22 protein-coding genes, 2 tRNA genes and 1 pseudogene are annotated in these 23,286 nt (G+C 65.5%); 16 read left to right on the forward strand and 9 right to left on the reverse strand.

Features of this window, described 5'->3' with window-relative positions:
* The first annotated feature begins 350 nt into the window (after positions 1–350).
* The 3 genes from M1D32_RS05870 to M1D32_RS05880 all read left to right on the forward strand — a co-directional run bounded on the left by M1D32_RS05870 (position 351) and on the right by M1D32_RS05880 (position 3,014).
* Complete coding sequence (locus tag M1D32_RS05870) at positions 351–2,471, forward strand: DEAD/DEAH box helicase (RefSeq protein ID WP_458781388.1); 2,121 nt, start codon at positions 351–353, stop codon at positions 2,469–2,471.
* Between the two features lie 333 nt (positions 2,472–2,804).
* Positions 2,805–2,876 (forward strand) — tRNA-Thr (locus M1D32_RS05875).
* Between the two features lie 61 nt (positions 2,877–2,937).
* A tRNA-Met gene (locus M1D32_RS05880) sits at positions 2,938–3,014 on the forward strand.
* Positions 3,015–3,109: 95 nt separating this feature from the next.
* Here the strand turns inward: M1D32_RS05880 and M1D32_RS05885 are convergent.
* On the reverse strand, positions 3,110–3,646 hold the full coding sequence (locus M1D32_RS05885) for a hypothetical protein (RefSeq protein WP_458781389.1): 537 nt from the start codon (positions 3,644–3,646) through the stop codon (positions 3,110–3,112).
* Positions 3,647–4,093: 447 nt separating this feature from the next.
* On the opposite strand from M1D32_RS05885, the gene M1D32_RS05890 reads away from it, so the two are divergent.
* From M1D32_RS05890 to M1D32_RS05945, 12 genes and pseudogenes are all read left to right on the forward strand, one after another.
* Positions 4,094–5,077 (forward strand): hypothetical protein, encoded by a 984-nt coding sequence (locus M1D32_RS05890; RefSeq protein WP_458781390.1) that lies wholly within the window; start codon positions 4,094–4,096, stop codon positions 5,075–5,077.
* 194 nt (positions 5,078–5,271) lie between these two features.
* A pseudogene (yidC, locus tag M1D32_RS05895) lies at positions 5,272–6,091 on the forward strand (membrane protein insertase YidC); the annotation flags it as partial.
* 46 nt (positions 6,092–6,137) lie between these two features.
* Positions 6,138–6,695, forward strand: a complete 558-nt coding sequence (locus M1D32_RS05900) for a dihydrofolate reductase family protein (RefSeq protein WP_458781391.1) — start codon at positions 6,138–6,140, stop codon at positions 6,693–6,695.
* Between the two features lie 61 nt (positions 6,696–6,756).
* Complete coding sequence (locus tag M1D32_RS05905; RefSeq protein ID WP_458781392.1) at positions 6,757–7,413, forward strand: SDR family oxidoreductase; 657 nt, start codon at positions 6,757–6,759, stop codon at positions 7,411–7,413.
* A 150-nt stretch (positions 7,414–7,563) separates the two neighbouring features.
* Positions 7,564–9,276, forward strand: a complete 1,713-nt coding sequence (locus M1D32_RS05910; RefSeq protein ID WP_458781393.1) for a glycoside hydrolase family 13 protein — start codon at positions 7,564–7,566, stop codon at positions 9,274–9,276.
* A 31-nt stretch (positions 9,277–9,307) separates the two neighbouring features.
* Positions 9,308–10,249, forward strand: coding sequence for an aldo/keto reductase (locus M1D32_RS05915; RefSeq protein WP_458781394.1), 942 nt, complete (start codon positions 9,308–9,310; stop codon positions 10,247–10,249).
* 165 nt (positions 10,250–10,414) lie between these two features.
* Positions 10,415–11,278, forward strand: a complete 864-nt coding sequence (locus M1D32_RS05920) for an HpcH/HpaI aldolase/citrate lyase family protein (protein WP_458781395.1) — start codon at positions 10,415–10,417, stop codon at positions 11,276–11,278.
* A 26-nt stretch (positions 11,279–11,304) separates the two neighbouring features.
* Entirely contained in the window at positions 11,305–12,225 is a 921-nt protein-coding gene (locus M1D32_RS05925; RefSeq protein ID WP_458781396.1) for a DUF2797 domain-containing protein, read from the forward strand.
* Between the two features lie 53 nt (positions 12,226–12,278).
* Positions 12,279–12,503 carry a DUF3188 domain-containing protein gene (locus tag M1D32_RS05930; RefSeq protein ID WP_387545379.1) on the forward strand — a complete coding sequence of 75 codons (225 nt, stop codon included), beginning with the start codon at positions 12,279–12,281 and terminating at the stop codon, positions 12,501–12,503.
* A gap of 40 nt (positions 12,504–12,543) precedes the next feature.
* On the forward strand, positions 12,544–13,005 hold the full coding sequence (locus M1D32_RS05935) for an FAS1-like dehydratase domain-containing protein (protein WP_458781397.1): 462 nt from the start codon (positions 12,544–12,546) through the stop codon (positions 13,003–13,005).
* A 3-nt stretch (positions 13,006–13,008) separates the two neighbouring features.
* A complete protein-coding gene (locus M1D32_RS05940; RefSeq protein ID WP_458781398.1) occupies positions 13,009–13,446 on the forward strand; it encodes a MaoC family dehydratase in 438 nt (145 codons plus the stop codon).
* 40 nt (positions 13,447–13,486) lie between these two features.
* Positions 13,487–14,554: a UDP-N-acetylmuramate dehydrogenase gene (locus M1D32_RS05945; protein ID WP_458781399.1), complete on the forward strand. Its 1,068-nt coding sequence runs from the start codon at positions 13,487–13,489 to the stop codon at positions 14,552–14,554.
* On the opposite strand, the gene M1D32_RS05950 is transcribed toward M1D32_RS05945, so the two are convergent.
* Positions 14,535–15,035, reverse strand: coding sequence for a hypothetical protein (locus M1D32_RS05950; RefSeq protein ID WP_458781400.1), 501 nt, complete (start codon positions 15,033–15,035; stop codon positions 14,535–14,537). The two genes, M1D32_RS05945 and M1D32_RS05950, sit on opposite strands and share 20 nt — an antisense overlap.
* A gap of 56 nt (positions 15,036–15,091) precedes the next feature.
* Between M1D32_RS05950 and M1D32_RS05955 the strand changes: the two genes are divergently transcribed.
* Positions 15,092–16,228 carry a winged helix DNA-binding domain-containing protein gene (locus M1D32_RS05955; protein ID WP_458781401.1) on the forward strand — a complete coding sequence of 379 codons (1,137 nt, stop codon included), beginning with the start codon at positions 15,092–15,094 and terminating at the stop codon, positions 16,226–16,228.
* Between the two features lie 304 nt (positions 16,229–16,532).
* Here the strand turns inward: M1D32_RS05955 and asd are convergent, their stop codons facing one another.
* The 7 genes from asd to M1D32_RS05990 form a co-directional block, all read right to left on the reverse strand.
* Entirely contained in the window at positions 16,533–17,675 is a 1,143-nt protein-coding gene (gene asd / locus M1D32_RS05960; RefSeq protein ID WP_458781402.1) for an aspartate-semialdehyde dehydrogenase, read from the reverse strand.
* 111 nt (positions 17,676–17,786) lie between these two features.
* Entirely contained in the window at positions 17,787–18,203 is a 417-nt protein-coding gene (locus tag M1D32_RS05965) for a hypothetical protein (RefSeq protein ID WP_458781403.1), read from the reverse strand.
* A gap of 80 nt (positions 18,204–18,283) precedes the next feature.
* Complete coding sequence (locus tag M1D32_RS05970) at positions 18,284–18,502, reverse strand: NF038396 family protein (RefSeq protein ID WP_458781404.1); 219 nt, start codon at positions 18,500–18,502, stop codon at positions 18,284–18,286.
* A 2-nt stretch (positions 18,503–18,504) separates the two neighbouring features.
* The gene (locus M1D32_RS05975; RefSeq protein WP_458781405.1) at positions 18,505–19,089 is read right to left on the reverse strand and encodes a dihydrofolate reductase; all 585 of its coding nucleotides are present in this window, start codon (positions 19,087–19,089) and stop codon (positions 18,505–18,507) included.
* The gene (locus tag M1D32_RS05980) at positions 19,086–19,889 is read right to left on the reverse strand and encodes a thymidylate synthase (protein WP_458781406.1); all 804 of its coding nucleotides are present in this window, start codon (positions 19,887–19,889) and stop codon (positions 19,086–19,088) included. Before M1D32_RS05980 ends, M1D32_RS05975 begins: the two co-directional genes overlap by 4 nt.
* A 42-nt stretch (positions 19,890–19,931) precedes the next feature.
* On the reverse strand, positions 19,932–20,903 hold the full coding sequence (locus tag M1D32_RS05985) for an NUDIX hydrolase (protein ID WP_458781407.1): 972 nt from the start codon (positions 20,901–20,903) through the stop codon (positions 19,932–19,934).
* Between the two features lie 11 nt (positions 20,904–20,914).
* Positions 20,915–23,164 (reverse strand): RNA degradosome polyphosphate kinase, encoded by a 2,250-nt coding sequence (locus tag M1D32_RS05990; RefSeq protein WP_458781408.1) that lies wholly within the window; start codon positions 23,162–23,164, stop codon positions 20,915–20,917.
* Between the last annotated feature and the right edge of the window lie 122 nt (positions 23,165–23,286).

Raw genomic sequence — 23,286 nt, forward strand, 5'->3', positions numbered from 1 at the left:
GTGGCCCCAATTACCGCCGGGGCGGGTGCGTGCCCTACACTTGAAATATCCCCCACTCCGGAAATCCCTTATTCCTGCCCAATTTTTGAGGCAGGACTGGCAAGTGTTGGGGCCCGCACATGCGATGCGGGCATTTTCATAGGGAGAGCCGGCTAAAGAAAACGCTGTACAGACTGCTGGGATAGCAGCCAAGAGATGCAGCGGGAAGTCCTGCCACGGGATTGCGAAAGCGCCGGACTTCTATGTGACCGGCCGGTCAACGTTTGCCCGGCACCCACGGCACACGTACTGCGGCTCCGCTCACCTCGGGTAGTGCCGCCTGGCCCCCTATGGATGAGGAATATTTCCCTATGCCCGAAAATCAAAACGACTCCACCTTCGAAGCGGCAACCGCCGAAACCGCCGCCGTCGAATTCACCGAGGCCGCTGTTCCCGCAGCAGAGCCCGCCACCGCAGCCGAAGCTTCCGTAGAAGCACCGGCCGCTCCCGCAGCCAACGCTGAGCAGGCCCCCGCAGCCAACACCGAGGATGAAGAAGGCATCAAGTTCGCCGACCTCGGCATTGATGGCCGCGTGCTCGCCGCCCTGCAGGACGTCGGCTACGAGAAGCCGTCCCCCATCCAGGCAGCAACCATTCCGCTGCTGCTGGAAGGCCGCGACGTTGTTGGCCTCGCCCAGACCGGCACCGGTAAGACTGCAGCATTCGCAGTACCGGCCCTGTCCCGCCTGGCCGAACTCCACGACCTCAACGGCCCGTCCCGCAAGACCCAGGCCCTGGTGCTGGCACCCACCCGCGAGCTCGCGCTCCAGGTAGCGGAGGCCTTCACCTCCTACGCCAAGCACATTGACGACTTCACCGTCCTGCCCGTCTACGGCGGCTCCGCCTACGGCCCGCAGCTCGCAGGCCTGCGCCGCGGTGCCCAGGTTGTTGTGGGTACCCCGGGCCGCGTGATCGACCACATCTCCAAGGGTTCCCTGGACCTGTCCGAACTCCAGTACCTGGTGCTGGACGAGGCTGACGAGATGCTGCGCATGGGCTTCGCCGAGGACGTTGAGCAGATCTTCCAGCAGACGCCGTCGGACCGCCAGGTGGCGCTGTTCTCCGCAACCATGCCGAGCCAGATCCGCCGCATGTCCAAGCAGTACCTGAACAACCCGGCCGAGATTTCCGTCAAGTCCAAGACCACCACCGGCGCCAACACCCGCCAGCGGTACCTGCAGGTCATGGGCCCGCACAAGCTCGACGCCATGACCCGCATCCTCGAGGTTGAAGAGTTCGACGGCGTGATCGCCTTTGTTCGCACCAAGATGGCAACCGAGGACCTGGCTGACAAGTTGAAGTCCCGCGGTTTCCAGGCTGCCGCCATCAACGGCGACATTCCGCAGCAGCAGCGTGAGCGGACCGTCGACGCGCTGAAGGAAGGCCGCATCGACATCCTCGTTGCTACCGACGTCGCCGCCCGCGGCCTCGACGTCGAGCGGATCAGCCACGTGATCAACTACGACATCCCGCACGACACCGAGTCCTACGTCCACCGCATCGGCCGCACCGGCCGCGCAGGCCGTTCCGGCGACGCCATCCTCTTTATGACGCCGCGGGAGAAGTACCTGCTGCGTTCCATCGAGAAGGCAACCCGCCAGCCGGTGGAGCAGATGCACCTGCCGACTGCGGAAACCGTGAACACGCTGCGGCTGGGCAAGTTCGCCGAGCGCATCACGGAGACCCTCGCTTCTGAGGACGTCGCCGCGTTCCGCGACCTCATCGCCTCCTACGAGGAAGAGCACAACGTTCCGGCTGCGGAGATCGCTGCGGCCCTGGCTGTTATGGCGCAGGGCGGGCAGCCGCTGCTGGTCAAGGAACTGCCTGCAGCTCCTGAGTTCCAGAAGCGCGAGCGCTCCAAGGACGGCTTCGGCTCCCGCGGGCCTACCCGTACGCTCACCGAGGGCAATGCCACGTACCGGATTGCCGTGGGACGCCGCCAGCGCGTTATGCCCGGCTCCATCGTGGGCGCCATCGCCAACGAGGGCGGCATCTCCTCGGCCCAGATCGGCGGCATCGACATCCGCTCGGACCACTCCCTCGTGGAGCTGCCGGCGGACCTCAGCCCCGAGCAGCTGCGTGCCCTGTCCCGCACCAGGATCGGCGGCGAGCTGATCCACCTCGAGCTGGACAATGGACGCAAGCCCTCCGGCGACCGCGGCGCCTACCAAGGCAACCGCGGCGGCGACCGTGGCGGCAACTTCAAGGGCAACGGCGGGTTCAAAAAGGAATTCCGGAAGAACGACGGCGAGCGCAGCTCCGCCGACCGCGGCGGCCGCTCGTACAGCGAGCGTTCCTTCAGCGCTGACAGCGGTGCCACCCGCGGCCAGGCCAGCGATTCCCGCTTCGCCGGCCACGGCGACGGCTCCCGCAAGCCCCGCCACGGCAACGAAGGCGGACAGCGCGACTTCAACCGCAAGGGCAAGTGGTAAATCGTCAGCCAGTCTGACACGTTCCCCCGGTGGGCCGGCTTTCGAGCCGGCCCACCGGCGTTTAACGGCTCTCGACCGACGACGGCGGAGGGCGTCGCCGTGACGCCTGACACCTCCTGCCTGAGTGTGGGGATCGACACATTCTTGTGCCGGGTCCTTGGGAAAGGCTCTGGCCGGTGCCGCCTGCGCCGGCTGGGAGGTGTCGATTTTCCTTGGTTTTCCGGCTATTTCCGGCCGATAGCGCGCTCGTCAGGCACCTGTTCCAACCCCTCCCCACCCGCCCGGACGCCGATTTGTTGGTGGTGGAATCTTCCGGTAGAGTATTTACTCGTTGCCCCCCTAGCTCAGTGGTAGAGCGCGTTCTTGGTAAGAACGAGGTCACCGGATCGATTCCGGTGGGGGGCTCTGAATGAGGGCCTGTGTCAAGGCGGTTTTGACCGGCTTGGCACAGGTTTTTCTCATTCGTGGCGGTGTAGCTCAGTTGGTTAGAGCGCACGACTCATAATCGTGAGGTCGGGAGATCGAGCCTCCCCACCGCTACCAAAGCAGCAGGTCAGAGGCTTCAGCCCCTGACCTGCTTTTGTTTTGTTTGCGGGTTGGCGTCCAGCCGCGTCGAGCGTGACCTGCCGGCAGGGCACTTACTTCGGGCAGCTCAGGTCCCGGTTGTAGGCTGCGAACATGCCATGCGGGTTATCCCTCCATACCCAGGCGTGGAGCGCGAAGGACTTGGGGAACGGCCCGTCGTCGAACTTGACGCCGGCAATCGAAGGCCGGTGCGCCGCCGTCGATATAAATTCCACGGCTACCAGCTTGTACCGCCCGTACTTGTTCGGCATGTACACCAAAACCTCAGGCTTTCGGGCCTGGGTCTTGTCGTCGATCAGTTCCTGCTTCGCGTAGTGGAAGCCCATTGCCCCCACGCCGGGTTTCTCGATGCATTCAGTGATTTTTTTGTAGCCATCCCTCTCTGCGTTCTCCAGCCACCGATAGTCATAGGTAACGTGGCGCAGGATCTTGACCAGCCGGCGCTGATCGTCATTGTTCCGCCAGTCATCGCTGTGGTCTGCGCCCCCGTGCCCGGAGCCTCCATGCGCGACCGCCGTTCCGGGAGCAAGTCCCAAGGCAAGCACTGCAGCGGTGGCCATCGACAGTAGCCCCGTCCTGGTGCGATTCATCGTTGATCTTCTACCCCTCTGAGACCGATATTTTCTGTTGAAGGGATGCGAAGCGTGGGAAGGGAGTCCCGCCTTCGCCAAGATGCCGGCAGAGTTCCCCGGGAACTGCCGGTGAAGGAGCCGCCCGGACGGTACATCGTCCATCGACTGGAGCGGCGTATTCAGTATGCTCCTGCTCCAAAACGCGGCGCTACGCTACGGGCGGGTAGTAGGGGGGAGCAACCCGCGAAACGCCCTCTCGCACCGATTAGCTACTTCCCTGCCCGTCGTTGTAACGTTTAGGTAACCGGTCGGCGCACACGCCCGACGAAAGCGTCCTGAACGCTTTTGCGTGTGGTACGTCCCCAGGTGGCAGCGCCTTTTGTGTTCCGCAGACCGTGACCAACTCCGGGCAGGACACCCCAGCGACTGCCCTTTCCGCACTCCCATGAAGAGGCTTTGTTTTCCATGCGCAGAAATAGTCTGCTTGCCGCCGGTATGCTTTCGGTTCTTCTCGCCACATCGGCGTGTGGGGCCGTAACGGGCGCCCCAAACTCACCCTCACAGTCAGCCGTTCCTGCGAACGCCGGCCTTGAAGCAAGCTCCAGCACCTGGGGCGACAAGTCCTCCGAGGTGGGGACCAGCCAGCGTGCCGCCGCGGAGAAGGTCGCCGCGGAGAAGGCCAAAAAGGCCGAGGCAGCCGCCGCAACTGAGAAGGCCGAGAAAGCCATGGCGGCAGAGAAGGCCCAGAAGGCCGAGGCCGACGCAGCAGCAAAGAAGGCTGATGCAGCCGCCGCGGCAAAGGCTAAGGATGCAGCCGCAATGGAGCAGGCAGCGAGCAGGCTGCCAGTGGCGGGTCCCGCTCCCGCCGCGCCCTCCGCTGTCCCCGCGGCGCCCGCGGCCCCCAAGCAGCAAGCGGCCCCGGCCGTCCCGTCGTCGTCCTCGGAGCGGATTGTCACTACCACGTACACAACGGCGTACACCTGGTACGACAACACCCCAGCAGGCTCGTCTGCCATCAGCCACCCGGTACTGCACAAAACTGCCGGGGGCACCGGCACCTATGAGGACCCGATCACCATCGCCGTGGGGCACTCCCTTGCCACCGGCCAGGATGTGCTCGACTTCCCGGCCGGCACCCGCATCTACCTTCCGGACGTCCGGCGCTACTTCATCGTTGAAGACACCTGCGGCGACGGCAGGGATCCGCAGGGCGGACCCTGCCACCAGGGCACCAATGTCCACGGCACCAACTCCACCATCTGGATTGATATGTGGATCGGCGGCCAGAGCGTGAATGCTGAAGCTGCCGACGCCTGCGCCCGCAAGGTGACAAACGTCAACACTGCTGTTTTCAACCCGGCAAGCAACTATGCAGTGGCGCCGGGGGCCGGCGTTATCCATGACGGAAAGTGCGACGCTGGCTACGGCAACGCGCTCGTAAAGCAGTAGCAACAGGCGGACCAGTCCTAAGATCCACGGAAGGTCCTGCGGGGGCCGGCGTACTTCGCCGGCCCCCGCTTTTGTTTGTATTTCCGCCAGCCGTTCCCGGCTCCCGGGACTCCCGGCGGCCCCGGCCGGGCCGAAGCGTGACAAGTTCCCTGTTTCCCCGTAGCTTTGCCGCATCTGACCGACGGGGGAAACGCATGGACTTCTTTGACGCGGTGATGGTGCCGTTCAGATGGCTGGTGTCCGTCGTTATGGTCGGCATCCATGACGGGCTGAGCGCCATGGGCATGCCTCCCGCCAGCGGATGGACATGGGCCCTGTCCATCACCGGTCTGGTTTTATTGATCCGCGCCGCCCTGATTCCCGTGTTCCTGAAGCAGGTCGACGCCCAGCGCCGGATGCGGCTGCTGCAGCCGGACCTGAAGGCGCTGCAGGAAAAGTACAAAGGCCGAACCGATCAGCTCTCCCGCCAGTCGATGGCGCAGGAGCAGATGGCCTTATACAAGAAGCACGGGACCAACCCCTTCTCCGCCTGCCTGCCCCTGCTGATCCAGGTGCCGTTCTTCTTCGCGCTGTACCAGGTCCTCGCCGGCATCAGCACCCGGGCAGCGCAGGGTGAGGGAACAGGCTCCATGAGCCACGACCAGGTGGTGCAGTTCGACCAGTCCAGCATCTTCGGCGCACCATTGACGGCCTCAGTGCTGCATGGCGGCAGCGGCAACCAGACAGCCGTTATGGTGCTGACCCTCCTGATGATCCTTGCCATGATGGCGGCGCAGTTCATCACACAAAAAATGGTGATGGCGAGGACTGTGCCGTCAGCGGACGCCGGCAGCCCCTTGATGCGGCAGCAAAAAATGCTTCTGTACATCCTCCCGGTGGTGTTCGCACTGGGCGGGGTCTTCTTCCCCATCGGCGTCCTGGTTTACTGGACGGTCACCAACCTCTGGACCATGGGGCAGCAGTTTTTCGTCCGGGAGCGGCGGACATCCGGAACCGGGTAGTCCTGCCGGGAGGAAGCAGTGGTCTTACGGGACCGCTGAAGTGCAGGCAGAATGAGCCCATGGCTGAGCTGATCTACACGGGCATCACCTCCCTGGACGGATACGTTGCCGACCGGAATGGCAACTTCGACTGGAGTGCCCCTGACGAGGAAGTCCACGCCTTCGTCAACAACCTGGAGCGCGACGCCGGCACGTACCTTCTGGGGCGGCGCATGTACGAGGTCCTGTCCGTGTGGGAGACCCTGGGCGGAACCGATGATCCGCCCGTCATCCAGGACTACGGGCGCATCTGGCGGGCAGCGGACAAAGTGGTTTTCTCCACGACGTTGGACGCCCCGCTGACCGCCAGGACAACAGTCCAGCGCTCTTTCGAACCCGATGCCATCCGGGACCTGAAGGAGAGCAGCAGGGGCAGCATTGGCATTGGCGGCTCCACCCTGGCAGCCAGGGCACTCGGGGCGGGGTTGGTGGACGAGTGCCGGATCTTCCTCAACCCGGTGGCAGTGGGAGGCGGCTTGCGGTTCCTGCCGGACGGGCTGAACCTGCGGCTTGAGCTCCAGGACGAGCGGAGGTTCCGCAACGGGGTGGTGTACCTCAGCTACCGCACTGTCTCCTGATCCTCTTCGGGTCGCCACGCCGGGATATGGCGTCCGGGGGATGGGGGAGCAGAATGGGGCAATGACCCGAATCGCAATCATCGGCGGCCACGGCAAAGTGGCCCTGCACCTGTCCACCCTGCTCACGGAAGAGGGCCACAGCGTCACCTCGTTCTTCCGCAACCCGGACCACGCGGGGGAGGTCGCGCAAACGGGCGCAACGCCGTCGGTCCTTGACATCGAGAATTCGACGACGGCGGCCATCGCCGAGTCGCTGAAGGGCCACGACGCCGTCGTCTGGTCAGCGGGCGCAGGCGGCGGGAACCCCGCCCGGACCTACGCCGTTGACAGGGACGCAGCCATCCGGTCGATGGATGCGGCAGCCCAGGCGGGAGTGGACCGGTACGTGATGGTCTCCTACCTGGGTGCCCGCAAGGATCACGGTGTGCCGGAGAGCAATGGCTTTTTTGCCTACGCCGAGGCGAAAGCCGCCGCTGACGACTATCTCCGCGGAAGCGGCCTCGCCTGGACCATCCTGGGGCCGGGCACCCTCACGGACAAGCCGGGCACGGGTTTGATCACCGTGGATCCCAGCCCGGGGGAGGGAGACCGGGGAACGTCGCGCAGCAACACTGCCATCGTGGCAGCAGCGGTGCTGGACCTGCCGGAGACAGCAGGCCGGACCATTGAATTCTGCGACGGCTCGCTGCCCGTTGCCGCCGCGCTGGAGTCGCTGTAGCCGGCGGTTGCAGCAAGCCCTGGACCAAGGCGGTCGCTGGCAGGATCCGGACGTGCTGTTGACCATTCCTTGCATCGCGCCAGATAATGAACGGGCAACTAAATTTAGAACCAAAATAAATACCGTCGACAAGCAGCAAAGGATCAACCCTTGTCCACCACCGCCACTCTGGCAACCCTGTCCGATGCCGACCGTACGGCCGATCCGAACTGGTGGCGCCAGGCCTCCGTCTACCAGATCTACCCGCGGAGCTTCGCGGACTCCAACGGCGACGGCATCGGTGACCTGAAGGGCATCACCGCCAAGGTCCCATACCTGAAGTCCCTGGGGATCGACGCCGTTTGGCTGAGCCCGTTCTACCCCTCGGCCTTGGCAGACGGCGGCTACGACGTGGACGACTACCGCGATGTGGACCCCAAGCTGGGCACTCTCGAGGACTTCGACGAGATGGCCAACGCGCTGCACGAGGCCGGCATCAAGCTGATCGCCGATATCGTCCCGAACCACTCCTCTGACCGGCACGAGTGGTTCCAGGAGGCCCTCGCGTCCCCGAAAGGTTCCCCGGCCCGGGACCGCTACATCTTCCGTGACGGCAAGGGCCCCAACGGTGAGTTCCCGCCGTCGGACTGGGACTCCGTGTTCGGCGGCCCGGCCTGGGAGCGCATCACCGAACCGGACGGCACCCCCGGCCAGTGGTATATGCACATCTTCGCCAAGGAACAGCCGGACCTGAACTGGTCCAACCGGGAAATTCGCGAGGACTTCCTCAAGACCCTTCGCTTCTGGTCGGACCGCGGCGTTGACGGCTTCCGGGTGGACGTGGCCCACGCCCTCACCAAGGACCTCACCGAGCCGCTGCTGTCCAAGCTGGAACTGAGCGCTGCGAACAGCGGCGTGGACGGATTCGACGACGGAACCCACCCCTTCTGGGACCGGGACGAAGTCCACGAGATTTATGCCGAATGGCGCGAGGTGTTCAACGAATACAACCCGCCCCGCACCGCTGTCGCGGAAGCATGGGTCCACGCCACGCGCCGCGCCCGCTACGCAAGCCCTCAGGGACTCGGCCAGGCCTTCAACTTCGACCTGCTGCAGGCCGATTTCGACGCTGGCGAGTACAAGGAAGTCATCACCCGGAACCTCGCCGAGGCAGCGGCCACCGGCGCCTCCTCCACGTGGGTCTTTTCCAACCACGACGTGGTCCGCCACGCCACCCGCTACGGCCTGCCCCAGGTATCGCAGCACAAGGAGCGCACCAAGGGCCAGGACGGCAAGGACTGGCTGCTCGCCGGCGGTCCCGCCGAGGCGCTGGACGTGGAGCTGGGCGAACGCCGCGCCCGTGCCGCCACGCTGCTGATGCTCGCCGTCCCCGGTTCCGCCTACCTGTACCAGGGCGAGGAACTGGGCCTGCAGGAAGTGGCCGATATCCCCGAATCGGAGCGGCAGGACCCTTCCTTCTTCCGCAACAGGGGTGTGGAAATCGGCCGCGACGGCTGCCGCGTGCCGCTGCCGTGGAAAGTGGAGGGCACATCGTTCGGATTCGGCGACGGCGGTTCCCACCTTCCCCAGCCTGACTGGTTCAGCAAGTACGCCGTGGAGGCGCAGGACGGTACCAAGGGCTCCACGCTGGAGCTCTACCGCGCCGCCCTGAAACTGCGCGGCGAACTGCTGACCGGCGAAGAGCTGGAGTGGGTCGAGGCCGGCACAGCGGACGTCCTGCACTTCCGCCGCCCCAACGGCTGGCAGTCGCTGACCAACTTCGGGGACACCGCCGTCGACCTTCCGGCAGGCACCGTCCTGGTCAGCAGCGCGCCGCTGGAAGACGGCAAGCTGCCTGCCAATACCACCGCGTGGCTGCGCTGATGCCCCGTTGCCTTTCGGGGCGGGCTGCCTGATGCAGGAACTCATTTATGGCTGCATGGGCCTTGGCGGCAGCTGGTCCGAGGAACCGCATGCCGGCGAGCATGTGGACGAAGCTGCTGCCGCCGTCGAGGCCGCGCTGCATGCCGGCATCACGTTGTTTGACCACGCGGACATCTACCGCAGCGGCAAGTCGGAAGCCGTCTTCGGCGAGGTGCTGGCAGCCACGCCAGGGCTGCGGGACCGCATCCGGCTCCAGACCAAGTGCGGCATCAGGCTGAACGAGCGTGGCCTGCAGACGCACTACGACCTCAGCCGCGAGGCCACCCTGGAGCGGGTCAACGAAAGCCTGAAGCGGTTGCGGACGGACTACGTGGACATCCTCCTGCTGCACCGCCCGGACCCCCTGGCGGACCCTGCAGAGGTGGCCGCCGCCGTCGGGCAGCTGATGGCGGAAGGCAAGGTCCGGCAGCTGGGCGTGTCCAACATGTCCGGGGCACAGATCGAGGCGCTGCAGGACCGGCTGGAAACCCCGGTGGTGGCAAACCAGCTGGAAATGAGCCTGCTCAAGCGGGCGTGGCTGGAAAGCCAGGTGCTGGTCAACCACGCCGAGCACCTGGACTACAGCTTCCCGCACGGCACACTGGAATACTGCACCCGGAACTCGGTCACCCTGCAGGCCTACGGTTCGCTGGCCCGCGGCCTGTACACGGGGGCGGAACCGGACAGCCCGACGTCGGCCGAAGCGGCCACGGCGGAACTGGTGTCCGGGCTCGCCGCGAAGTACGGCAGTTCGGGCGAGGCAGTCCTGCTGGGATGGCTGATGAAGCACCCGGCGGACATCGCCCCGGTGATCGGGACGGTCAACCCCGGACGGATCCATGCCTGTGCGGATGCTGCGCGCGTGGCACAGGTGATGAGCCGGGCCGAGTGGTACCAGCTGTGGGTGACGGCGCGGGGCAGCAACATCCCCTGAGCAGCCCCAACCAGGTGGCAGCAAGTGCGTTGAGACGCTCACGACGGCACTTGCTGCCACCGGCATCCGCGGCGGCTGTAGTCACATCCCGTTTAGTTCGTATTGAACCTCACAAGCGGGCCGTTTTCTTCGCTATGCCGGTTGCCGGGCGGATACGGTAGATACATGACGTCTACCATCGCCACCGAGACCGTAAGGCCGGAACGCAATATCCCAGCAGAGATCGCCCGCTCATGGCTCCTCGTTAATGCCATGAAGACCGAGCTTTTTGACCAGTCGGCAGTGTCCCGCGCCGATTCGATCATCCTGGATATTGAAGATGCCGTGGACCCTTCCCAGAAGGACCAGGCCAGGGGCAACGTGGTTGACTGGCTGACCGCCGGCGGCAAGGCCTGGGTCCGGATCAACGACGCCACCAGCCCCTTCTGGGCAGACGACCTGGCTGGCCTCCGCGGCACCCCGGGCCTCCTTGGGGTCATGCTCGCGAAGACCGAATCCGCCGACCAGGTCACCGAGAGCTTCCACCGCATGGACGGCAAGACCCCCGTCATCCCGCTGGTGGAGTCCGCCGTCGGCATCGAGGAAGCCAACCAGATCGCGAAGGCCCAGGGCGCGTTCCGCCTGGCCTTCGGCTCCGGTGACTTCCGCCGCGACACCGGCATGGCGGCCACGGCCGAGGCTATGGCCTACCCGCGCGCCAAGCTGGTCGTCGCCAGCCGCGTCGGCAACCTTCCGGGCCCCATCGACGGCCCCACTGTCGGCACCAACCACCCCATCCTGCGGGAGCAGACCGGCATCACCGTGATGATGGGCATGACGGGCAAGCTGTGCCTGGCCATCGACCAGACCCCCGTCATCAACGAGGTCATCAGCCCCACCCCGTCCGACGTCGCCTGGGCCACCGACTTTATGGCCGACTTCGAAGCCAACGGCCGTGTCATCCGTGACGGCTCCGACCTGCCCCGCCTGGGCCGCGCCGAGAAGATCATGAAGCTCGCGGTAGCCTTTGGGGTGCAGCCCGCGCTGTAGCACCTACATTCATTTCAGGAGACCCCGTGACCGGTACCCGCTATCTGGTCCACGGGGTCTTTTGGCCTGCGCCGCCGGCCTCCTGCCCGGTACTGCGGCTGCAGGCGCCGGATGGCACCTTCGAGGATTTAGCGCTCGACGACGGCGCCCGCCTGGGCTTCCGGCTCGCCGCCGAAGGAAAATCCTGCCTTGGCCACCACCGAGTGCACAGCCCCGGCCACCGGGATCACGTGCTGTGCCCCGGGCAAGCTCCGGCATCCCGGGGGCATCAGTGTGAGCGGTGCTTCGTGCTGGACGATTTCCGTCATATGCACGACTTCCACCGGAACGGCGATGTTCCCCCCGGCCTGCGCAGCTACCTGATGCAGCCGCACTGGCTTTACGTCGCCACCTTCGCCACCGGGGCAACCAAGGTAGGTACGGCATCGGATCTGCGGAAGTGGCAGCGGCTGGCCGAGCAGGGGGCCGTGGTGGCGAGCTACGTCGCCCGTGCCGTTGACGGGCGGGTGGTGCGGATCCTGGAGGACCTGGTGACGCGCGACGGCGGGCTTCCGCAGCAGGTACGGTCTGCCGCCAAGGCTGCCGCCCTGGCAACTCCGGCTCCTGCTTCCTGGCTCACTGCACACAATGATGCGCACGCAACCACCGCACGCAAGGTCATTTCCGCTGCAGGCCTGGACGGTTTCGAATTGGTGGACGAAGGCTGGAACCGGCCCGGACTCGCGCAGCGGCTGTGCTCCGGAACCGCCCGGCACGCCTACCCCCACACGCTGGCTTCCGGGCAGCACGGGTTCACCATCCGGTCCGCCGCCGGAAGCTTTGTCCTGGCAGCCCTCGATGACGACGACCTGGAATTCGTGGTGGACCTTGGCCAGCTCAAGGGCCGGACCATCGAACTGGGCCAGTACAGCTCAGAGGTTCCGGCAGTCCAGGAGGCGCTGTTCTGACTCCGCCGCCGGCGCCTCCCAGACGCCGGGGTGCGTGCCAGTAGAATGGCAGGGTGCTGAACGAATTCTGGGCCACCGCGCCAACCCGCTACAAAGTCCTGGTCTTCAGCGCGATGGGACTGATCGCCGTCGGCATCATCCTGAACCTGGTGGGAAACACCAGCGGCAACTCCGCCCTCGCCACCGCCTCCCTCCCGCTGATCGGGCTGGGCCTCGTCCTGCACATCGCGGGGATCGTGGTCCGCGGCCAAAGCATCCGCAAGAACCTGCGCCGGTAACCTTTCGGGCGCTCCGAAGCCTGACGATAGGCTTGAGCCCATGACTATCAATCCGGACCTGCAGGGCAGAAGCTACCCTGCCGCAGAGGTGTACGACGTTGGCCGCGAGAAGATCCGCGATTTTGCCCGCGCCGTCAAAGCCACCCATCCTGCACACTTCGACGTGGATGCCGCCAAAGCCCTGGGCCACACCGACCTGGTGGCCCCGCCAACGTTTGCCATCATCATCGCCCAGCGCGCAGACGCCCAACTCATCGAGGATCCGGACGCCGGCATCGACTTCTCGCGCGTGGTCCACGCAGACCAGCGCTTCACCCACCACCGGCCCATCCTCGCCGGCGACCGCCTGGTCGCGGAGCTCCACGTGGACGGCGTCCGGGCCATGGGCGGCGGTGCAATGATCACCACGCGCTCCGAGATCTTCGCGCTCGGCTCCGATGATTCCCGGGAACCGGTCACCACCACCACGTCATCCATCCTGGTCCGCGGAGAGGGACAGTAACCCATGAGCCCCACCTTCAACGAACTCACCGCCGGCCAGGACATCGGCAGCCGCACCATCGAGGTCACCCGTACCGACCTGGTCAAGTACGCCGGCGCTTCCGGCGACTTCAACCCCATCCACTGGAACGAGGCCTTCGCCACCGGAGTAGAACTGCCCGGCGTCATTGCCCACGGCATGTTCACCATGGGCTCAGCGGTGCAGCTGGTCACTGACTGGGCAGGCGACCCGGCCGCCGTCGTCGACTTCCAGACCCGTTTCACCAAGCCGGTCCTGGTCACCGACACTACCGGGACCCCGGACCCCGGCGCCACCATCGAGGTCAGCGGCACCATCGGAAAGCTCGACGCCGATGCGGGCACCGCCCGTGTTGACCTCACCGTCGTTTCCGCGGGGCAGAAAGTCCTGATGAAGGCGCAGGCGGTCGTCCGGCTCAACTGAACCGGGAAGCCGGGCCGGAGTTTACGGATATGGTGGATTGGTGACTTCCACCCTGCTCTCCCAGCTGACCACGGCCGCCGTCGGAGGCCCTGCCGGCGCCTATATCGAGGCCCGGACCGAGGCTGAGATCATGGACGCCGTCCGCACCGCGGATGCAGCCGGTGAGCCGCTGCTGATCCTCAGCGGCGGCTCCAACCTGCTGATTTCCGACGACGGGTTCCCGGGCACGGTCGTCAGGATCGCTTCGGAAGGGTTCACCGTCAACGCGGAGGACTCCTGCGGGGGCGTGGCTGTGGTGGTGCAGGCCGGGCACAACTGGGACAAGCTGGTGGAACATGCTGTCCTTCACGCCTGGTCCGGGATCGAGGCCCTCGCCGGCATCCCGGGCTCAACCGGCGCAACTCCCGTGCAGAACGTGGGCGCCTACGGCTCGGACGTTTCCCAGACCATCGCTGCTGTCCGGACCTGGGACCGGGAGCGGAATGCTGTCAAGACATTTACCAACTCCGAGCTGAAGTTCGGGTACCGGGATTCCATCCTGAAGCAGACCACGGTTAACGGCTCGCCCCGCTACGTGGTGCTCACTGTTGAGTTCCAGCTGCCGCTGGGGCGGATGAGCGCCCCGATCCGGTACGCGGAACTGGCACGGTCGCTGAGGGTGGAGCAGGGCAAGCGCGCCTATTCCACCGACGTGCGCCGGGAAGTGCTTCGGCTGCGGGCTTCCAAAGGCATGGTGTGGAATCCCGGGGACCGGGACACCTACTCCACGGGTTCCTTTTTCACCAACCCCATCGTCCCGGCCGAGGTTGCGGACGCCCTGCCGGAAGGGGCGCCCCGTTACCCAGCCGGCCAGGACGGGCTGGTGAAGCTCTCCGCTGCCTGGCTGATCGACCAATCCGGCTTTGGCAAGGGCTTTGGCCTGGAGCCCGGCAGCGTCAGCGGGGGCCGCGCATCCCTGTCCACCAAACACACCCTGGCCATCACCAACCGCGGCTCGGCCAGCGCTGCGGACGTGGTGGCAGTAGCGCGGGAAGTGCGTGCCGGCGTCGAACAGCGCTTCGGCATCACACTGCACCCCGAACCGCTGCTTATCGGCCTGGAACTGTAGCCCGCGCCGTAGCTGGTGCCGCCCCGTTGAGGGTCTCGTCTGTTGCTTCGTTGCCAAGTCCCATCATGGCGGAGGCCCAGCCGGCGCTGGCCAGGTAGAGCCCCATAAACAGCCACACGAGCAGGCCGGGGGCCAGCGGGTTGGCGGTTCCGGCCACTACGCAGGTCGCCAAACCGCCGACGGCGATCGCGAGGGACAGCACCCAAAGGACTTTTCCTGCCCGGGGGTGGCGCCGCCAGTCTCGGAAGACCCGCAGCCCCCTGCGGCCCACGCTTATGGCCGGGAAGAGTACCGCGTAGCCGCCGCCCAGGCATAAGGCGAGGGACGGCAAAAGGAGCAAAGGGTCCGAGCTGCCGCTCTCCACGAAACCGGGCAACGACGCCACCCCCAGGCCCGTTCCCGCCAGGACGGAAACCGTCCCGCCCACCATCCACCGCTTCGTTCTTAAATCAAGCAATTGCCACAAACTCCCCAAAGTCATGCTTCTACCCTAATGGCCCATGTCGGCGGGCCCGTCCCGGAGCCTAGGATGGGCCCATGGCTGCGAGGGTGGGGAAACGTATTGACCGCCGGACCTTGGGCCGGCTGCGGCTGGCGTCCCAACGATTGGTGCCGCATCCGGCCGTGCCACCTGCATCCGCTCCTGACGTTTCCGGCTCCATCGCCGGGACTGTCCGGTGGATGACGGCAATGCAGGCCCAGGACCTGCAGGCCGCCCTGTGGGCCGTGGGTGCCAGAGTACCGGGAGCCGGTTTGAGCGACGCCCGGTCCGCCATCGACTCGGGTGCTGTGGTCCGGTCGTGGCCGATGCGCGGTACCTTGCACCTCGTGGCGCCGGAGGATCTGCACTGGATGCTGGACCTGACTGCGGAGCGGCTCACGAAGAGCATCGCCGCCAGGCACCGCGAACTGGGCATCACCTGGGCCGACATTGAGAAGTGCCGGGACATCGCGCTGGAACAGGTTGCCGGTGGCGGAGCTGCCAGCCGCCCAGAGCTCTTCCAGGTGTTCGACGCCGCCGGGCAGCCCACCGAGGGCCAGCGGGGCATCCACATCCTGGGGACGCTGTGCCGGCACGGCTGGCTGGTGCAGGGGCCCCTGGCCGGCAACCAGCAACTGATGGTGGCCTTCGATAGCTGGATTCCCGTGTCGCGCAAACTGGAGCGGCGGGAGGCCATCGCGGAGTTTCTGCTGCGCTACTTCAGGAGCCACGGCCCGGCGACGATCCGGGACTTCGCCTGGTGGACGCAGCTTCCCCTGACCGAGATTCGGGCGGCGTTCGAGGACGTCAACGGGCAGTTGGTGGAGCTTGAGTTCGAGGGCGCAAGCTACTGGCTTTCCCCGGAGACCGCGTCCCTGCTCGACGCCGGCGTACCGGGCCAGAGGTCCGTGCTGCTGCTGCCCGGCTTCGACGAGTTTGTGCTCGGCTATACGGACCGGAGCCTGGTCCTGGCGCCGGAGCACGCCAACAAGATTGTCCCTGGCGGCAACGGCGTCTTCAAGAAGACCCTGGTGGCCGGGGGAGAGGTGACTGGCACCTGGGCGCGGGAAGGGACGGGTCCGCGTGCCGCCGTCGTGCCTGAGCTCTTCGACGACACCCGGCCGCTCGGTCCGGCCGCGCAGGCTGTATTCGACCGCGCAGCCCGGCGGTATCTCGAGTTCCTGGCGAGCTGACCGGGCGCACCGCACGCGCGGCCCTGCCCCGCATACGCGGTGCGCAGCGGCGTGGTCCTGCGCCTCCGGCGGGACGCCGAGCGGCGCAGGGAAAGCGCGCTGATCGAAGAAGGGTGGCTGGTTTTAAGGCTCCAATGGAAGCACCTTGACCGGCCTGCAGAGATCAAACGTCGCCTCCAGGACATGGCGGAGCGTTCCCGGAGGTTCTCCGCCTGGCAATAAAAGCGGCCCTGCCCCGCTTGAGCGGTCCTGGGCGGGACCGTCCAAGCGGGGCAGGGCCGCTTTTGGGGCTGAAGACGGGTGGCTACAAGTTGCCGGTGGCGATGTTGAGCATGCGGCGCAGCGGCTCGGCGGCGCCCCAGAGGAGCTGGTCGCCCACGGTGAAGGCGCTGATGTACTGCGGGCCCATCTCCATTTTGCGGATGCGGCCCACAGGGATGTCCAGGGTGCCGGAAGCTGCCACGGGGGTCAGCTCGGCCATGGAGGCTTCCTTGGTGTTCGGAACCACCTTGGCCCACTGGTTGTCCTCGGCCAGGAGCTTCTCGATCTCGGCCACGGACAGGTCCTCGCGGAGCTTGAGGGTGAGGGCCTGGGAGTGGGACCGCATGGCGCCGATGCGGACGCAGAGGCCGTCCATGATCACACCGTTTTCCTCGCCGGTGCCCAGGATCTTGTTGGTCTCGACCCCGGCCTTCCACTCTTCCTTGGACTGTCCGTTGCCGAGGTCGGCGTCGATCCAGGGGATGAGGGAGCCGGCCAGCGGCACGCCGAATTGGGTGGCGTCGATGCCCGTGCGCTGGTGGGCCAGGACCTTGCGGTCGATGTCCAGGATGGCCGACGCCGGGTCGTCCAGTTCCGTGCTGACCTCGGCGTTGAGCGTGCCGAACTGGCTGAGGAGCTCGCGCATGTGCCGGGCGCCGCCGCCGGAGGCAGCCTGGTAGGTCATGGAGGTGCCCCATTCCACCAGGTTGTTTTTGAACAGGCCGCCGAGGCCCATCAGCATGCAGGACACGGTGCAGTTGCCGCCGATGAAGTCCTTGGTGCCGTTGACCAGGCCCTTGTCGATGACGTCGCGGTTGATGGGGTCCAGGACGATGATCGAATCGTCGTTCATGCGCAGGGTGGAGGCGGCGTCGATCCAGAGGCCGTCCCAGCCGCGGCTGCGGAGTTCGCCGTGGACCTGCTTGGTGTAGTCACCGCCCTGGGCGGTGACGATAATGGGCAGCTTCGCGAGGGTGTCGATGTCGAACGCGTTCTCGAGCTTGCCGGCGCTGCCTTCTGCTGTTCCAGCAATGGAGGGCGCGGCACCTCCTGCGTTGGAGGTGGAGAAGAACACCGGGTTGATGTTGGCGAAGTCGCCCTCGTCCTGCATGCGCTGCATCAGGACGGAACCGACCATGCCGCGCCATCCGACCAGGCCGACGGAAGGGGTAGCTGCTGTAGTCATTCGTCCAGTTTAGACTTCGGAGCCGGGAGGGCGCAGTCGGTTACGTCACTCCCGGGTGGAACTGACGATGGCGGGAGGCAGCGACTAACCTGCTCGTGCCCGGCCAGCGGGTCATTGGGAGATGTGTCCTGCGCCTGGCTCGGGTGCCCCTCGCTCTTTCCGCAGCTTTTTGGTTCGGTACTCGTCCCTTGCCATGCCGAAGGTGTACCAGGCTCCGAATCCTCCCAGCGCGGTGAGGAACAAGGCGCCCCAGAAAGACTGCCCTCCGCTTTCCGCCGGAATCAGAAGAATTACCAATGAAAGGATGGCTGAAAGCCCTAAGACTGCAGACATAATTCCCATGCCCCACCATGTCCGGACCTGGGCTTGGCCTCGGCCGGGTGAGAACCCGATCTCGTCGGCGGGGTAGCTGTGCAACTCGCCAGTGTCAGTCTTACGCAGCACCCGCTTTTCACCCCGTGCCAGCGCCTCCTTGTGCTCGGCATACACGGCGTCGTTTCGCCGCTCAGCTTCCCGACTGAAAACCATCAGCAGGTTGCCCCTTACCAGTCGAATTGCTTGGCTATAGGTTCCGGGATTCCCCGTTCGGCCCTGAGGCGCAGCCGGGGTCAGCCCCGCTGGGACTCCTCGAGTACAGCCGCTTTGCGGGCACGCAGGGCGAAAAACGCGCCGAAGGCGAACACCTGCGTCACCACCACGAGCACAATAATCCCGGTGATCTTGTTGCCGCCCAGGATCATCGTGAGCCCAACGATGGCAGACAGCAGCGCCAGCAGGGGGAGCAGCATGTAGCCCAGCACAAAAAGGGTTTCCGGTTTCTTCAACATTCCTAGCCCTCAGTCCTTGACCATTTAGTAAATCTGTAGCGCGTGCCGTTGGCGGCTGTCAGCCACCCGTCCGGCGGAACGGAGACTGCGGCCTCCCAGCTGGTGCCAAGCTCGGGGGCGAAAGTGTCGCCGTCGGCATCGACGTCGATGGTAGTGACCACCGCGACGTTGGCGAGCTCGGTGGACTGGCGGAAAATCTCGCCGCCGCCCAGGATCCAGACTGTTTCGCCGCCGTCGACGAACTGGGATTCGAGCAGTGCGTCATCAAGCGAAGGGACCACGACGGCGCCCTCCGCCTCGGGCGTATCGGCCCAGTTTTTCTGCCTGGTGATCACGATGTTGGTCCGGCCGGGCAGGGGGCGGTACTTTTCCGGAAAGGACAGCCAGGTCTTGCGGCCCATCACCACCGGGTGGCCCATGGTCAGCCGGTTAAAGTGCTTCAGGTCCTCGGGCAGGTGCCAGGGCATGTCGCCGTCTTTGCCGATCACGCCGTCGGGAGTCTGCGCCCATACCAGTCCCACGCCCGTCACCGATGCGGCCAGTTCCTCGGTGAAGGACTGGGGATCGGTCGAATTTTCCGTGCTCATACCGCGATCGGTGCCTTGATCGTGGGGTGGTGCTGGTAGCCCACGATTTCGAAGTCCTCCAGCGTGTAGTCAAAGATCGAGGCGGGTTTCCGGGTGATCTTCAGCTGCGGGTACTCGTACGGCTCCCGGTCCAGCTGCTTGAGGACCTGGTCCATGTGGTTCTCGTAGATGTGCACGTCGCCGCCGGTCCAGACGAACTCGCCCGGCTCGAGCCCCACCTGCTGTGCCACCATGCACGTGAGCAGTGCATATGAGGCGATGTTGAACGGCACGCCCAGGAACATGTCCGCGGAGCGCTGGTACAGCTGGCAGGAGAGCTTGCCGTCCGCCACGTAGAACTGGAAAAACGCGTGGCACGGCGGCAATGCCATGTCGTTGAGCTCGGCAACGTTCCAGGCCGAGACGATATGCCGGCGCGAGTCCGGGTTGGACTTCAGGTTCTGGATGAGTTCCGCGATCTGGTCGATGTGACCGCCGTCAGGGGTGGGCCAGCTGCGCCACTGGACACCGTAGACCGGGCCGAGGTCGCCATCGCCGTCCGCCCACTCGTTCCAGATGGTGACACCCTGTTCCTGCATCCATTTCACGTTCGTCTCACCGCGCAGGAACCACAGGAGCTCCACTGCCACCGACTTGAAATGGACCCGCTTGGTGGTGATCAGGGGAAAGCCCTTTGCCAGGTCAAAGCGCATTTGGCGCCCGAAAACGCTGGTGGTTCCGGTTCCGGTGCGGTCCGATTTGTGCGTGCCGGAGGCCAGGACATCGCGCAGGAGGTCTTCATAAGGCGTTGGGATGCTCACGGCTCAAGTCTACTTTGGTTGATAAAGGCAGCTGCACGGCGGCTAGTCGTCGAAGGGCTTGAACTGCTCCACGGCAACAATCCGGTTTTTTCCGCCCGGTGCCACATGGCACACCACCAGTTCGCCGGGGGACAGGTACGGTTCCTCAACCGGCAGGAGGGCGGCCAGGTGCGGCGGCATGTGCTTGGAAAGCTGCCCGAAAACGGTGGGCAACGCCGGGCGGTGGGTGCAGACGGCGACCGCACGCTGCTTATCGAGCAGGCCCTCGATGACGGCTGCCGTCTTCTTGGGGTTCCGCTCATGCCGGTGTTCCGTGAGCGCCTCCGCCAGTTTCACCTTGGCCCCGGCAGCCTTGGCATAAGGCGCCACGGAGGCGACGCACCGCAGCCATGGGCTGGTCACAACCCTGGGCGGCTTCCACGCCTGCAGCAGCCGGCCAACAGCCTGCGCCTGGCGGGTTCCGGTGGCAGCCAGCGGCCGCTCGCCTTCCGCCTTCGTCCAGGACGAGCGGGGTTTTGCTTTCGCATGGCGGACCACCAGGAGGGGCCAGGTGTCCAGTTCCCCGCGCTCATGGGCCTGCCGCAAGTACTCAAGGGGCTCGACGTCGGACGGGTTGGAAAGCAGCCGGGCCGCCTTGTCCGGGGCGCACCACATCACGCTGTCCACCTCTTTGCCGTCGGGAACCAGCCGTCCGCCGCCGTTGACTTTGACGGCCCAGTAATGCACCACCTTCAGGCCGGAAGCCACGTGATAGTGGATTGGCGGCAGCGGGATACCCAGCTGGGCGGTGAGCCCGATCTCCTCCTGCACCTCCCGGACAGCACATTCCGGGATGGTCTCACCGTCGTCAATCTTGCCCTTCGGCCACGACCAGTCATCGTAACGCGGCCGGTGGATCAGCAGGACTTCAAGCTTGTCCTTGGTGACGCGCCAGGGCAGGGCGCCGGCAGCAGTAACTGCTACCGGTTCGCCTGGGTGGTCTGTCTGGTCAGCTACAAGTGCGTCGCTCGACAAAACAGCTGCCCTTACCGTCGGCTCAGGCTGCGCTGACGGGGACGGGATGCCAGCAGGAAGGACTGGACGTCCTCAAGGGGCCTGCCGTCGTCGCCCAAGTGGTGACGCGTCCACTTCCCCTCGTTGTCCAAATGCCAGCTCGCCGTCTCCGGAGCCATGTAACGGCGGATCAGGTCCAGGACGTAGTTGATGTCATCGGGGGCTGCCAACTGGACCAGGGCCTCCACCCGGCGGTCCAGGTTGCGGTGCATCATGTCTGCCGAACCGATGTACACCACCGGATCACCGCCGTTGGCGAAGGCGAACACACGGGAGTGCTCCAGGAACCTGCCCAGGACGGAGCGGACGGTGATGTTGTCACTGAGCCCCGGCACGCCCGGACGCAACGAGCAGATGCCGCGGACCACCACGTCCACCTTCACCCCGGCCTGGGACGCGCGGTACAGCGAATCGATGATGGCCTCGTCGACCATCGAGTTGACCTTGATCTGGACCCGGCCCGGCAGCCCGGCGCGGGCGTTCCGGATCTCGGTCTCGATCCGGTCGATCAGCCCGGAACGGACTGAACGCGGAGCAACGAGAAGCCGCTTAAAGGTCGACTTGGGGGCGTAGCCGGAGAGCTGGTTGAAGAGCTTTGAAAGGTCCTCGCCCACCTGCTCGTTGGCGGTCAGGAGGCCCAGGTCCTCGTAGTAGCGGGCTGTCCGCGGGTGGTAGTTGCCGGTGCCGATGTGGCAATAGCGCCGCAGCCCGTCCACTTCCTGGCGCACGACCAGCGAGAGCTTGCAGTGGGTCTTCAGGCCCACGATGCCGTACACCACGTGCACGCCGGCCTGTTCCAGCTTGCGGGCCCAGGAGATGTTCGCCTGCTCATCGAACCGGGCCTTAATCTCCACCAGGGCCAGGACCTGCTTGCCGGCTTCGGCGGCATCGATCAGGGCATCAACAATGGGGGAGTCGCCGGAGGTGCGGTAGAGGGTCTGTTTGATGGCCTGCACCTTGGGGTCGGCCGCGGCCTGCTCAAGGAAGGCCTGGACCGACGTGGAAAACGAGTCGTACGGGTGGTGGAGCAGGATGTCGCGGCGGCGCATAGCCGCGAAGACATTGGCGGCCTTGGAGGTCTCGGACTCGTTCAGGTACCGGGAGGTATGCGGAACGTGCTTGGGGTAGTGCAGGTCGGCGCGGTCGATGCCGGCAATAACCGACAGGCCCCGGAGGTCCAGCGGGGCCGGGACCGAGTAGACCTCGGATTCCTCAACGCCCAGTTCGCGGATCAGCAGCGCCCGGATGTTGGGGTTGATGTCATTGGTGACCTCGAGCCGGACAGGAGGGCCGAAGCGGCGGCGCAGCAGTTCCTTTTCGAGCGCCTGCAGCAGGTTCTCGGCGTCGTCCTCTTCAACCTCCACGTCCTCGTTCCGGGTGACCCGGAACGTGTGGTGCTCCAGGACCTCCATCCCGGCAAACAGTTTGTCCAGGTGAACGGCAATGACTTCCTCAAGCGCGATGAAGCGCGCCACCCGGCCTGCCACCGCGCCGGCGCGCGGACCGTCGATGGATATGAGCCGCGGCAGCTGGTCCGGCACCTTGACGCGGGCGAACAACTCCTTGTCGCTGACCGGGTTCCGTACCACAACGGCCAGGTTCAGGGAAAGGCCCGAAATGTAGGGGAACGGGTGTGCCGGGTCCACTGCCAGGGGGGTGAGGATGGGGAAAACCTTTTCGGCGAACATCTGGCTGAGCTGCTGCTTGGCCGCGTCATCCAGTTCGTCCCAGTGCATGAGGTGGATGTGCTCATATGCCAAAGCCGGCCGGATCTGTTCTGCGAAGACCCGGGCATGGCGCTGCTGGAGCCGGTGGGCCTCCTCGCCGATTTTTTCCAGCACTTCCACTGGGCTCAGGCCTGCGGGGGAGGGAACAGCAAGTCCGGTGGCGATGCGCCGCTTCAGGCCGGCTACGCGGACCATAAAGAACTCGTCCAGGTTTGACGCGAAGATGGAGAGGAAGCTGACCCGTTCCAGCAGGTGCAGGGAAGCGTCTTCGGCAAGTTCCAGGACCCTGGAGTTGAAGCTGAGCCAGCTCAGTTCCCGGTCAAGAAAGCGGTCCGGCCGGATGTCGCCCTCGGGTTCCAGGTTGGGTGCGAAGTCCGGGATGTCGATCCGGTCCTGCGTGGCCCGCGACGCCGGAACCTCCGAGGAGCCGAAGCGGGCGCGCACGGGGACTGGAGTCTCTTGGGACGTGGCTGCTCCGGAGGGTTCCGGGTTCATGGCATCTCCTTTACCTGGCGCTTGATGCTGCCGTTTCCGGCCTGCGCGGTTCTGTTTCAACCTTACAAGCATTCAGTGCCCGGGGGCCTTTGATTTAGCGCCCACGGGCAGTTGCGTCAGGG

It is taken from the genome of Arthrobacter sp. D3-16 (genome assembly GCF_054408515.1).

Bases quoted from the DNA above. Each gene is read 5' to 3' on its own strand.
- M1D32_RS05940 (WP_458781398.1), top strand. From the start codon at position 13,009: ATGAGCCCCACCTTCAACGAACTCACCGCCGGCCAGGACATCGGCAGC.
- M1D32_RS05955 (WP_458781401.1), top strand. From the start codon at position 15,092: ATGGCTGCGAGGGTGGGGAAACGTATTGACCGCCGGACCTTGGGCCGG.
- M1D32_RS05900 (WP_458781391.1), top strand. From the start codon at position 6,138: ATGGCTGAGCTGATCTACACGGGCATCACCTCCCTGGACGGATACGTT.
- M1D32_RS05920 (WP_458781395.1), top strand. From the start codon at position 10,415: ATGACGTCTACCATCGCCACCGAGACCGTAAGGCCGGAACGCAATATC.
- M1D32_RS05970 (WP_458781404.1), bottom strand. From the start codon at position 18,502: ATGTTGAAGAAACCGGAAACCCTTTTTGTGCTGGGCTACATGCTGCTC.
- M1D32_RS05975 (WP_458781405.1), bottom strand. From the start codon at position 19,089: ATGAGCACGGAAAATTCGACCGATCCCCAGTCCTTCACCGAGGAACTG.
- asd (WP_458781402.1), bottom strand. From the start codon at position 17,675: ATGACTACAGCAGCTACCCCTTCCGTCGGCCTGGTCGGATGGCGCGGC.
- M1D32_RS05905 (WP_458781392.1), top strand. From the start codon at position 6,757: ATGACCCGAATCGCAATCATCGGCGGCCACGGCAAAGTGGCCCTGCAC.
- M1D32_RS05915 (WP_458781394.1), top strand. From the start codon at position 9,308: ATGCAGGAACTCATTTATGGCTGCATGGGCCTTGGCGGCAGCTGGTCC.
- M1D32_RS05950 (WP_458781400.1), bottom strand. From the start codon at position 15,035: ATGACTTTGGGGAGTTTGTGGCAATTGCTTGATTTAAGAACGAAGCGG.
- M1D32_RS05885 (WP_458781389.1), bottom strand. From the start codon at position 3,646: ATGAATCGCACCAGGACGGGGCTACTGTCGATGGCCACCGCTGCAGTG.
- M1D32_RS05965 (WP_458781403.1), bottom strand. From the start codon at position 18,203: ATGGTTTTCAGTCGGGAAGCTGAGCGGCGAAACGACGCCGTGTATGCC.
- M1D32_RS05935 (WP_458781397.1), top strand. From the start codon at position 12,544: ATGACTATCAATCCGGACCTGCAGGGCAGAAGCTACCCTGCCGCAGAG.
- M1D32_RS05990 (WP_458781408.1), bottom strand. From the start codon at position 23,164: ATGAACCCGGAACCCTCCGGAGCAGCCACGTCCCAAGAGACTCCAGTC.
- M1D32_RS05870 (WP_458781388.1), top strand. From the start codon at position 351: ATGCCCGAAAATCAAAACGACTCCACCTTCGAAGCGGCAACCGCCGAA.
- M1D32_RS05890 (WP_458781390.1), top strand. From the start codon at position 4,094: ATGCGCAGAAATAGTCTGCTTGCCGCCGGTATGCTTTCGGTTCTTCTC.